The following is an 11,028-nucleotide window of genomic DNA, read 5'->3' on the forward strand; positions in this document are numbered from 1 at the left end:
ACACCGAGTTCTTCGAGGAGATGTAGACGATGTCCCCGCCCATCCCCTGTGCGATCATCGTTTTCGCCGCGGCACGCGAAACCAGGAACGAGCCCTTGGCCATCACGTCGTGCTGCAGGTCCCAGTCCCGCTCGCTCGTCTCCAGCAGCGGCTTGGAGATCGACAGCCCGGCGTTGTTCACCACGAGGTCCAGACCACTGAAGGCGAGCGCGGCGGCGTCCACCCCAGCCTGCACTGCCTCGGCGTCGGTGACGTTCGCGGTCACCGCGATCGCCCGGTCGGTGGTGCCCGTGGTGTTGATCCCCTCGGCCACCTTCGCCGCCGCCTCGGCGTCCAGGTCCGCGATCACCACGCAGGCGCCCTCGGCCGCCAGCCGCTCGGCGATCGCCTTGCCGATCCCCGAACCCGCGCCGGTGACCAGCGCGACGCGCCCGGCCAGCGGCTTGGGCTTGGGCAGGCGTTGCAGCTTCGCCTCCTCCAGCGCCCAGTACTCGATGCGGAACTTCTCGCTCTCCGGGATGGGCGCGTACTCCGACACCGACTCCGCGCCCCGCATCACGTTGATCGCGTTGACGTAGAACTCGCCCGCCACCCTGGCCGTCTGCCTGTCCTTGCCGAAGGAGAACATGCCCACCCCCGGCACCAGCACGATCGCCGGGTCCGCGCCCCGCATCGCCGGGCTGTCCGGCGTCGCGTGCCGCCGGTAGTAGGCCGCGTAGTCCGCGCGGTAGGACTCGTGCAGTTCCTTGAGCCGGGCCACCACCTCCTCGACCGGCGCCGCGGCGGGCAGGTCGACCACCAGCGGCCGGACCTTGGTGCGCAGGAAGTGGTCGGGGCAGGAGGTGCCGAGCGCGGCCAGCGGGGCCAGCTTCTCTCGCGCGAGGAAGTCGAGAACCACGTCCCGGTCGTCGAAGTGGCCGACCTGGCGGTGATCGGTGGAGGCGAGTCCGCGGATCACCGGCGCGAGCGCGGCGGCCCTGGCGCGGCGCTCGGCCTCCGGCAGTGGTTCGAACCCGGGTACGACCGCGCCGAACGGCTCGGCCACCCCGTGCTCGGCGAGGAACTTCTCGGCGGTCCGGATGATCTCCAGCGAGTTCCGCCGGCACTCTTCCGAGGTCGCGCCCCACGCCGTGATGCCGTGCCCGCCCAGGATCACCCCGATCGCCTGCGGGTTCGCCTTCTTCACCGCCGCGATGTCCAGGCCGAGCTGGAAACCGGGCCGCCGCCAGTCCACCCAGGCCACCCGGTCGCCGAAGCACCGCTCGGTCAGCTCGCGGCCGTCCTTGGCGGTGGCCAGCGCGATGCCCGAGTCCGGGTGCAGGTGGTCGACGTGCGCGGCCTCCACCAGACCGTGCATCGCGGTGTCGATGGACGGCGCCGCACCGCCCCGGCCGTGCAGGCAGTAGTCGAACGCGGCGACCATCTCGTCTTCCCGCTCGACGCCGGGGTAGACGTCCACCAGCGCGCGCAGCCGGTCGAGCCGGAGCACGGCCAGTCCGGCCTCGGTGAGCGTGCCAAGGTCACCTCCCGAACCCTTGACCCACAACAGTTCCGTGGGCTGGTTGGTGACCGGGTCGAGCACGCTGCCCTTCGCGGAGGTGTTTCCCCCGGCATAGTTGGTGTTGCGCGGGTCCGCGCCCAGTGCGTTGCTGCGAGCCACCAGCTCGGCTGCGGGATTGTCGGTCATGTCCTTCGCCTCGTTCTACGGTGTTGTGCGGAGTCGGAAAGTCGGCGATCGTGGTTTGCGGAGGTCCTGGGTTGTGTTTTCCAAGCGGCGGAGCCGCTTGCGGTGGGCTGTCAGCTTGCACCGCCGCGGGTTCTGACGTGGTTCCTCGCAGAAACGACACTGCCAGCTCCGACAGCGTTCAACGCAGCGAATTGACATTCATGAGGAGGAGATCCCACAGCGAGGGGCCGCGTCAGGTTCCGCTACCCGCACCGCCACGCAAACCATTTCCAATATCGTCCTAGGCGCCCCAGCCTGCCTGCTGTCCGTCTGCCCTCTCGGCTTCGATCCGCTGCTGGTAGCCGCTGCGGTGGTAGGCGGCGACCGGGTCGGGGTCGAGACCGTCTTCGGTGCGCAGTTCGGCGAGCAGCGGCCGCACGTCGGTGTTGAACGCGTCCATCAGCACCGCGTTGGCGCCCAGCACGTCGCCCGCGCGCTGAGCCGCGCGCAGCGCGTCACGGTCGACCAGGAGCGCCTTCGCGGTCGCCTCCTGGACGTTGAGCACCGAGCGGATCACGGCCGGGATCTTGGCCTCGATGTTGTGGCACTGGTCGAGCATGAAGTTGATGCCGTGGGAGGGATCGAGCGCGTCCGCGCGCACGATCTCGTACATGATGCGGAACAGCTGGAACGGGTCCGCCGCCCCCGCCATCAGGTCGTCGTCGGCGTAGAAGCGGGAGTTGAAGTCGAACGCGCCGAGCTTGCCCTGCCGCAGCAGGAAAGCCACGATGAACTCGATGTTCGTGCCCGGGGCGTGGTGGCCGGTGTCGATGCACACCGTCGCTTTGGGACCGAGTTCGACGCAGTGCGCGTACGAGGTGCCCCAGTCGGGGACGTCGGTGGCGTAGAAGGCGGGCTCGAACAGCTTGTACTCCAGCAGGATCCGCTGGTGGTCACCGAGCCGGTCGTAGGCCTCGCGCAGCGCCTCGGCGAGCCGGTCCTGCCGGTCTCGCAGATCGTCCTGACCGGGGTAGTTCAGCCCGTCGGAGAACCACAGCTTGAGGTCCCGCGAGCCGGTGGCGTCCATGATGGAGATCGCCTCGAGCAGGTGGTCGGTGGCCTTGCGCCGGATGCCGGGATCGGGGTTGGTCACCGAGCCCAGCTTGTAGTCGTCGTCCTGGAACACGTTGGTGTTGATGGCACCGATCTCGACGCCCAGGTCCTTGGCGTACCGCGTGAGCGCGCCGTAGTCGTCCACCCGGTCCCACGGGATGTGCAGTGCCACGCTGGGCGCGATGCCGGTGAACCGGTGCACGGTGGCGGCGTCCGCGATCTTCTCCTCGGGGGAGCGCGGCACCCCGCGCTGGGCGAAGACCTTGAACCTGGTGCCGGAGTTGCCGAACGCCCAGGATGGCGTCTCGATCCGCTGGGCCCGCAGGGCTTCTTTCACGGCCTTCAGGTCGGACAAGTCGATCACGTCTTTCCGTTTCAGGCGCTTTCGCGCTCGTTGTCGGGCAGGTGGAAGACCTCGGTGAGCAGCAGGAAGCCCTCATCGGGTGGCCGTCCGTCGAGACCGGTGAAGAACTCGGCCATTTCGGCCTGCCAGCGGGCGTTGACCTCGGTCCCGGCCATCGCCGCCTGTGCGGCCGCGAGATCGTCCGCCTCGACGTAGCCGATCAGCAGGCCGTCGTCCCGGAGGAACAGCGAGTAGTTGCGCCAGCCGGTCTCCCGCAGGGCCTGCCGCATCTCCGGCCACACCGCGCGGTGCCGCTCGGCGTACTCGGCCATCCGCTCCGGTCTGACCTGGAGGCAAAAACAGTATCTGGGCAAAGTTGTCCTTTATGGACTGGAACGAACGGGGAACCCGCGGTGCGGATCGCGGAGCGCACGGGTTCCCCGTTCAGGCCGTCAGAAGTTGAACTTGTCGATGTTGCTCGCGTCGAACACCGTCGGCGGGCCGAGCACGATCTCACCGCTCGCGCCGATCGTGTACTGGCCGAGCTTGCCCGCGGTGAACTTCTGGCCCTCGGCGCCGGTGATCTGGCCCGAAGCCAGCGCGACACCCGCGTACGCGGCCAGATAGCCGATGTCGGCCGGGTTCCACAGCGCGAACTTGGCCACCGTGCCGTCCTTGACGTACTCGCGCATCTGGTTCGGGGTGCCGAGACCGGTCACCGCGACCTTGCCCTTGTAGTTCGAGGAGCTGATGTAGCGGGCGGCGGCGGCGATGCCGACGGTGGTCGGCGCGACGATCACCTTCAGGTTCGGGTACGACTGCAGCAGGCCCTGCGCCTCCTGGAAGGACTTCTGGTCGTCGTCGTTGCCGTAGGCCACCTTCACCAGCTTCAGGTTCGCGTACTGCGGCTGGGTCAGGATGTTCTTGAACACGTCGATCCACGCGTTCTGGTTGGTGGCGTTCGGGGTCGCGGACAGGATCGCGATCTCACCGCTGCCGCCTGCCAGTTCGTTCGCCATCTCGACGAGCTTCTGGCCAACGCCCTGGGTGGTGGCCTGGTTGATGAACACGTCGCGGCAGTCCTTCGCCGCGTCGGAGTCGAACGCCACCACCTTGACACCCGCGTTGCGGGCCTGGTTCAGCGACGGGCACACCGCGTTCGGGTCGTTCGCGGCGATCCCGATCACGTCCTGCTGCTGCTGGATGAGCGTGTTGATGTAGCTCACCTGCGACGAGGCACTGGCGTCGTTGGGGCCCACCAGCTTGTACTGGCCCTTGAGTTCGTCGAGCGCGGTCTTGCCGCCGCCGACCTCGATGTCGGTGTAGGGGTTGTTGAGCTGCTTGGGCAGGAAGGCCATCTTGACGCCCTGCTTGAGCGCGGCGTTCGGGTCGGCCTGGGCGGTGGATTTGGCGCCGCCACCGGAACCACTGCTGTCGTTCTTCGTGGTGCCGCCGCAGGCCGCGAGCGTCACCACCAGGGTGGCCGCGGTGGCGACCGAGAGGGCGCCGGTGAGGAATCGACTGGTCATTGTCGTTTACCTTTCTTCAATTACCGCTCAGGACCGGCTGGGGCTTGCGGAAATCGCGGGTGGGGAGGAGGGCAGCCGCCTTCGGCGGCGCTGGATCGCAGCCCGCACCGAGGAGACGATGTTCGGCAGCAGCACCGAGATGATGAGCAGCACGCCGGTGACGATGTTGAGCGCCTCGTTGGACACGTCCTGCAGCCGCAACGCGTTCTGCAGCGTGGCCAGCAGCACCACGCCGGCGAGCACGCCGGGCAGGGTGCCCTTGCCACCGAAGATGGACACGCCGCCCAGGAGCACGGCGGCCACCACGGCGAGTTCGGCCCCGTAACCGTTGTCGGCACGGGCACTGGAGTAGCGCAGCGTCCACAGCACACCCGCGAGCCCGGCGACCGCGCCGCTGACCACGTACAGCCAGAACTTCAGCCGCCCGACCCGGATCCCGGCGAACCGCGCGGCTTGCTCACTCGCCCCGGCGGCGAACACCGCACGCCCGATCGGGGTGGCGTGCAGGACGAGGCCGAAGGCCAGTGCCAGCACGATCAGCGGGATCAGCACGTTCGGCACGGAACCGCCGCCGATGGTGCCGGTCACCCACGACGTGTAGGAGTTCGGGAAGTCCGCCACCGCGGAGTCCCCGAGCACCACGAACGCCAGGCCGCGGTAGAGGGCCAGGGTGCCGATCGTGACGGCGAGTGAGGGCAGTTTCAGCACCGTCACGAAGAACCCGTTGAACGCGCCGAGCACCGCGCCGAGCAGGATGCACAGCGGAATGATCGTTTCGATGGACAGGCCCTTGTCCCACATCTCGCCCATGAACGCCGAGGTCAGCCCGAGCGTGCTCGCCACGGACAGGTCGATCTCGCCGGTGACGATGACGAAGGTCATCGGCAGTGCGATCAGGGCGATCGGCAGCAGGTCGAGCAGGAGGAAGGTGAAGTTGCGGCTGGTGCCGAAGTTCTCGACGGCGCCGGAGGCGACCACCAGTGCGATCACCGTCACCAGGATGACGGCCGCGTCCCAGCTGGCAAGGCGCGCCAGCCACGGCGCTCGGCGCCGGGGCGCCGTGGTGCTAGCGGACATGGGAATCCCTCTTCTTCAGTGACTTGGCCACGCGCACGGAGACCAGCCGGTCGGCGCCGATCGCGAGCAGGATCAGCGCGCCGACGATGGCCTGCTGCCAGAACTGGTTGATGTCGAGCACGGCCAGCGCGCTGCCAATGACCGTGAGCAGCAGCGCGCCGAGACCGGCGCCCCACACCGTGCCGCTGCCCCCGAACACCGCGACCCCGCCGACCACGGCGGCCGCGACCACGTTGAGCTCGTAGCCGGTACCGGCGGCCGCGTCGATGGTGCCGAAGCGCGCCGCGAACAGCACCCCGGCCACCCCGGCGAGCGCGCCGCTCACCAGGAACGCCACGATGGTGTTGCGCCCGACCTTGATGCCGGCGAGTTCGGCCGCCTGCGGGCTGGACCCGATCGCGTACAGTTCGCGGCCCGCGCGGTAGTTGCGCAGCACCACGGCGGCGGCGACGAGCACGATCAGCGCGATGAGCACCAGCCATGGCAGGCCGAGCAGCGTGGAATTGCCGAACCGCAGGAACTGGCGCGGCAACTCGTCGGCGGTGATCTGTTTGCCGCCGGCCCAGAAGTAACTGATGCCCCGGTAGGCGTAGAGCGTGCCCAGGGTGACCACGAGGGCGGGGACCTGCCCGAACCGCACAAGGAAACCGTTGAGCAGGCCGCAGACCGCACCGACGCCGAGCCCGGCCAGCAGAACGAGGACGACCGGCAGGCTCTGGTTGCCCTGCATCAGGCTGCCGACGGCGAAGGCGGACAGGCCGAGCACCGATCCCACCGAGAGATCGATGTTGCGGGTGATCATCACGATCGTCTGCCCGACGGCCAGCACGGCGAGGATCGCGGTGCCGAGCAGGATGTCGCGAATGCTCTGTCCGGAAAGGAATCGCGCGTTCTGCGTCGCGGTGAACGCGACCAGCACGACCAGGGCGAGCAGAATGCCCGACTCGCGGGCCTTGAAGATCGCACCGAAGATCGATCTCCCGGACGCCGTGGTTTCCGGCCGGACGGCCGACGCTGCCTTCGTGGCGTTCATGCCGCTGCCCCCTGTCCCATGGCCGCGAACATCACGGTGTCCTCACTCGCTTCCGCCCGCGGGATCTCCGCGACGATCCGCCCTTCCCGCATCACCAGCACCCGGTCGGCCATGCCCAGCACCTCGGGCAGTTCCGAGGACACCATCACCACCGCGACCCCCTCGGCGGCCAATGTGGACATCAACCGGTGCACCTCGGCCTTGGTGCCCACGTCGATGCCGCGCGTCGGCTCGTCGACGATGAGCAGTTTCGGCGCCATGGAAAGCCATTTGGCCAGCACGACCTTCTGCTGGTTGCCGCCCGAGAGAGTGCCGACGGCGTCGCCGAGCCTGCCGAACTTGGTCTGCAGCCTCTGGGTCCAGCGCTGCGCTTCACAGCGTTCCGTGCCACCGAAGAGGAATCCGAGCCGGGCGAGTGCTCCGGACCGGGGCAGGGTCACGTTGCGCTCGATCGACAGGTCCATCACCAGGCCCTGCTGCCTGCGGTCCTCCGGCACCAGCGCCATGCCCGCCGCCATCGCCGCGCGCGGCGAACCCGGCTTGAGCTCCTTGCCGTTCAACCGGACCACCCCGGCGTCGCGCTCGTCGACCCCGAACACCGCCTGGACCACTTCGGACCGGCCGGAGCCGACCAGCCCGGCGAACGCCACGATCTCCCCGGCCCGCACCGAGAAGGAGATGTCACGGAAGACGCCTTCGCGGCTCAGCCCTTCCACTTCCAGCACGACTTCGCCGGGCGTGACGTCCTGCTTGGGGAACAGCGCGTCCAGTTCGCGCCCGACCATGCGGCGCACCATCTCGTCGACGGTGAGGTCGGCCAGCGGATCGGTGGAGACGTGCCTGCCGTCGCGCATGATGGTGACACGCTGGCACAGCTCGGTGATCTCCTCGAACCGGTGCGAGATGAACATGATCGCCGCGCCCTCCTCGCGCAGCGCCCTGACCACGTTGAACAGCCGTTCCACTTCGAACACCGACAGCGCGGCGGTGGGCTCGTCCATGATCAGCACGCGGGCGTCGGCGGAAAGCGCCTTGGCGATCTCCACGATCTGCTGGTCCGCAATGGACAGTCCGCGCGCGGGCCGGGACGGGTCGATCCGCACCCCGAGCCGGGAGAACAGCTGCTCGGCCTCGGCCCGCACGGCGGCACGGTCGATCATCCCGAGCCTGCCTCGCGGATGACGGCCCATCACGATGTTCTCGGCGACCGACAGATCGGGAAAGAGCGTGGGTTCCTGGTAGATGACCGCGATTCCCGCGGCCTTGGCGTCGGCCGGGGAGGCGAAGTCCACCTCCGCGCCGTCCACGAGCAGCGAACCGCTGTCGGGACGGTGCACACCGGCGAGCATCTTGACAATGGTCGACTTGCCCGCGCCGTTCTCTCCCACGAGCGCGTGCGCTTCGCCCGCGTACAGGGGGAACGAGACTCCGTCGACGGCGGCCACCGCGCCGAATGACTTGGTGACGCCACGGACCTCCAGCAGGGGCGCTGGGCCCGGGTCCTGCCGCACCATCGCAACCTCCGGAATGAAAGGTTTCACAGACCTGGCGCGCTGACGCTACTATTCGAGGGAACGCAAAGTCAACGATGAGTTAAAAGCACTGGCGTTGACCTTGAACGGGCGGTCAGCGGTACCATTCCGGTCAAGCTTGCACGTTTCAACGAAGGGCGCGGTTGATGTCTGGCAACGGAGCACGCTCGGCGCACGACGCGGGTCATGCCGAGACCCGCACGGCGGGCATCAAGGATGTCGCCGCCGCCGCCGGGGTCTCCCTCGGCACCGTCTCCAACGTGCTCAACCGCCCGGACCGCGTCAGCCCGGCCACCCGGGCCAAGGTCGAGGCCGCGATGGCCGAACTGCGGTTCGTCCGCAACGAATCGGCACGCCAGCTCCGGGCGGGCCGCAGCCGCATCCTCGCCTACGTGATGCTCGACGGCAGCAACCCGTTCTTCAGCGACGTGGCCGAAGGCATGGAGGACACCGCCGACGAGGGCGACCTGTCGCTCTTCCTGTGCAACAGCGCGAACCGGCCGGAGCGGGAGCGCGCCTACCTGAGCCGGCTGGAACAGCAGCGCGTGCAGGGCATCCTCATCACCCCGATCGATCCGGACGCCCCCGTGCTCGACGAAATCGCGCTGCGCGGCACCCCCGTGGTCATCGTCGACCGGACGCGGGCCACCAGGACGCACTGCACGGTGGCGGTGGACGACATGCTGGGCGGCGCGCTCGCCGTCCAGCACCTGCTCGAAATGGGCCATGAGCGGATCGCCTTCATCGGCGGCCCGATGAGCCTCGGCCAGGTCAGGGACCGCCGCGAGGGGGCACTGCGCGCACTGCGCGACGCCGGATTCGGAGACGACCGCCTGGTGGACCTCGACACCTCGGCCCTGACCGTCGCCGAAGGCCGCACCGCCGGGGCCAGGCTGGCCGGGCTGCCCGCCGCCACCCGGCCGACCGCCGCCTTCTGCGCCAACGACCTGCTCGCGCTGGGCCTGCTGCAGACCTGCGTGAGCCTGGACCTGCGGGTGCCGGAGGATCTGGCCATCGTCGGCTACGACGACATCGACTTCGCCGCCGCGGCCGCCGTCCCGCTCACCTCGGTCCGGCAGCCGCGCCGCCAGCTCGGTCGCATGGCCGCCGACCTCCTGCTGCAGGAGACCAACGACCCGGACCACGAACACCAGCAGGTGGTGTTCACCCCCGAACTAGTGGTCCGCGCCTCCACCCACCCGCGGGCGTGACAAACCCCGAACGCTACCGCGCTTCGCCGGTACGGGACCCGCCCCGCCGCGCCGCCGGTTTCCGTTGCGCTCCGGCCGGTTTCCGCTGCCCCTGGGACTTCCGGTTCGACGCCTGGGCCGCGTTCCGCCGCGGCGCCTGCTTCACGGCGGCCTGGTTCGCGGCGGGCCGCGACTGCTTTGCCTGCGGCGGGGTGAAGGTGCGACGGCCGGGAGCGAGTTCCGTGAGCAGCGGGTGGCCGGGCCCGAGCTTCGTGGTCGTCGGCTTGATCCCGGCCTTACGGGTCAGGTCCCGCACGTCGGTGAGCTGCTCGTCGGTCATCAGGGTGACCACCGTGCCCTCCGCCCCGGCACGCGCCGTCCGGCCGGAACGGTGCAGGTAGGCCTTGTGCTCGACCGGCGGGTCGGCGTGCACGACCAGTGCGACGTCGTCGACGTGGATGCCGCGTGCGGCGATGTCGGTGGCGACGAGCACCCTCGCCGCGCCCTCCGCGAACGCCGCGAGGTTGCGCGTGCGAGCCGTTTGCCCGAGGTTTCCGTGCAGTTCGACGGCGGGCACGCCGGACGCGATCAGTTGGCGGGTCAGTGCCTTGGCCCGGTACTTGGTGCGGGTGAACACCAGGGTGCGGCCGGGGGCCGCGGTCAGGTCGACCAGGACCGGAAGCCGCTGGTCCGCGCGGACGTGCAGGACGTGGTGCTTCATGGTCGCCACGGGCGAACGGTCGGAATCCACGCTGTGCGTGACCGGATCGGTCAGGAACCGTTTCACCAGCACGTCGATACCGTCGTCCAGGGTCGCGGAGAACAGCAGCCGCTGCCCGCCCTCGGGAGTCCGTTCGAGCAGTTTCCGCACCACCGGCAGGAAGCCGAGATCGGCCATGTGGTCGGCCTCGTCGAGGACGGTGATCTCGACCCGGTCGAGGTGCACGTGCCCGGACGCGAGGTGGTCGGCGAGGCGGCCGGGGCAGGCCACCAGCACGTCCACCCCCGCCTTCAGGCCGGAGATCTGCGGGTTCGGGCTGACCCCGCCGAACACGGTAAGGGTGCGCAACGACAGGGCCCGGGCCAGCGGGGCGATCGAGGCCTCGATCTGGCTCGCGAGTTCACGGGTGGGGGCGAGGATCAGCGCACGGGGACGGAGCGGTTCCCGGCGCTTGCGCCGTCCGGCGAGCCTGGCCAGCACGGGCAGGACGAAGGCGTAGGTCTTGCCCGATCCGGTCCGGCCGCGCCCGAGCACGTCCCGCCCGGCGAGCGAGGAGGGCAGCGTCGCCGCCTGGATCGGGAAGGGCTCGTGAATGCCTTGGGCTGCCAGCGCGTCCGTCAGGGAAGCGGGCAGGCCGAGTTCGGCAAAGGAAGGCGCCATGGAATCTCCGTCGAAAGCAGGGTGTCCTGCCCGGGCGGTGTTCCTGTGAGAAGGCGGCCCGAGGCAGAACTGGACGGACCGCGACCTTCGACGATACGGCACCGCGCGGGCAGGGCGGCGTTCGGAGTGAGAAACGCGAAAGGCGGGTGCGCACCGTGCGCACC

The 11,028-nt window shown here is 69.3% G+C and carries 9 protein-coding genes; 1 reads left to right on the plus strand and 8 read right to left on the minus strand.

Annotated elements, in window-relative coordinates; translation table 11 throughout:
• The 7 genes from rhaD to FNH05_RS21345 all read right to left on the minus strand — a co-directional run.
• A partial coding sequence (gene rhaD, locus FNH05_RS21315) for a bifunctional rhamnulose-1-phosphate aldolase/short-chain dehydrogenase (RefSeq protein WP_144590477.1) occupies window positions 1–1,687 on the minus strand: 1,687 nt, incomplete at its 3' end.
• A 280-nt stretch (window positions 1,688–1,967) separates the two neighbouring features.
• Complete coding sequence (rhaI, locus tag FNH05_RS21320; protein ID WP_144590478.1) at window positions 1,968–3,143, minus strand: L-rhamnose isomerase; 1,176 nt, start codon at window positions 3,141–3,143, stop codon at window positions 1,968–1,970.
• A gap of 11 nt (window positions 3,144–3,154) precedes the next feature.
• Window positions 3,155–3,496 carry an L-rhamnose mutarotase gene (locus FNH05_RS21325; RefSeq protein ID WP_144590479.1) on the minus strand — a complete coding sequence of 114 codons (342 nt, stop codon included), beginning with the start codon at window positions 3,494–3,496 and terminating at the stop codon, window positions 3,155–3,157.
• Between the two features lie 78 nt (window positions 3,497–3,574).
• Window positions 3,575–4,651, minus strand: coding sequence for a rhamnose ABC transporter substrate-binding protein (gene rhaS, locus FNH05_RS21330; protein WP_144590480.1), 1,077 nt, complete (start codon window positions 4,649–4,651; stop codon window positions 3,575–3,577).
• A 27-nt stretch (window positions 4,652–4,678) separates the two neighbouring features.
• Window positions 4,679–5,728: an ABC transporter permease gene (locus FNH05_RS21335; protein WP_144590481.1), complete on the minus strand. Its 1,050-nt coding sequence runs from the start codon at window positions 5,726–5,728 to the stop codon at window positions 4,679–4,681.
• Window positions 5,718–6,761 carry an ABC transporter permease gene (locus FNH05_RS21340; RefSeq protein WP_144590482.1) on the minus strand — a complete coding sequence of 348 codons (1,044 nt, stop codon included), beginning with the start codon at window positions 6,759–6,761 and terminating at the stop codon, window positions 5,718–5,720. The genes FNH05_RS21335 and FNH05_RS21340 overlap by 11 nt, the downstream gene beginning before the upstream one ends.
• Window positions 6,758–8,275, minus strand: a complete 1,518-nt coding sequence (locus tag FNH05_RS21345) for a sugar ABC transporter ATP-binding protein (protein ID WP_144590483.1) — start codon at window positions 8,273–8,275, stop codon at window positions 6,758–6,760. Before FNH05_RS21345 ends, FNH05_RS21340 begins: the two co-directional genes overlap by 4 nt.
• A gap of 164 nt (window positions 8,276–8,439) precedes the next feature.
• Here FNH05_RS21345 and FNH05_RS21350 point away from each other — a divergent pair, with 164 nt between their 5' ends.
• Window positions 8,440–9,504 (plus strand): LacI family DNA-binding transcriptional regulator, encoded by a 1,065-nt coding sequence (locus FNH05_RS21350; protein WP_144590484.1) that lies wholly within the window; start codon window positions 8,440–8,442, stop codon window positions 9,502–9,504.
• Window positions 9,505–9,517: 13 nt separating this feature from the next.
• Here the strand turns inward: FNH05_RS21350 and FNH05_RS21355 are convergent, their stop codons facing one another.
• Window positions 9,518–10,864: a DEAD/DEAH box helicase gene (locus FNH05_RS21355; protein WP_144590485.1), complete on the minus strand. Its 1,347-nt coding sequence runs from the start codon at window positions 10,862–10,864 to the stop codon at window positions 9,518–9,520.
• Window positions 10,865–11,028 lie beyond the last annotated feature (164 nt).

It is taken from the genome of Amycolatopsis rhizosphaerae (assembly GCF_007713715.1).
Classification (GTDB): Bacteria; Actinomycetota; Actinomycetes; order Mycobacteriales; family Pseudonocardiaceae; genus Amycolatopsis_E; species Amycolatopsis_E rhizosphaerae.

Excerpts from the sequence above, each read along its gene's own strand:
- FNH05_RS21350 (WP_144590484.1), top strand. The coding sequence starts at position 8,440 with ATGTCTGGCAACGGAGCACGCTCGGCGCACGACGCGGGTCATGCCGAG.
- FNH05_RS21355 (WP_144590485.1), bottom strand. The coding sequence starts at position 10,864 with ATGGCGCCTTCCTTTGCCGAACTCGGCCTGCCCGCTTCCCTGACGGAC.
- FNH05_RS21345 (WP_144590483.1), bottom strand. The coding sequence starts at position 8,275 with ATGGTGCGGCAGGACCCGGGCCCAGCGCCCCTGCTGGAGGTCCGTGGC.
- FNH05_RS21335 (WP_144590481.1), bottom strand. The coding sequence starts at position 5,728 with ATGTCCGCTAGCACCACGGCGCCCCGGCGCCGAGCGCCGTGGCTGGCG.
- rhaS (WP_144590480.1), bottom strand. The coding sequence starts at position 4,651 with ATGACCAGTCGATTCCTCACCGGCGCCCTCTCGGTCGCCACCGCGGCC.
- FNH05_RS21340 (WP_144590482.1), bottom strand. The coding sequence starts at position 6,761 with ATGAACGCCACGAAGGCAGCGTCGGCCGTCCGGCCGGAAACCACGGCG.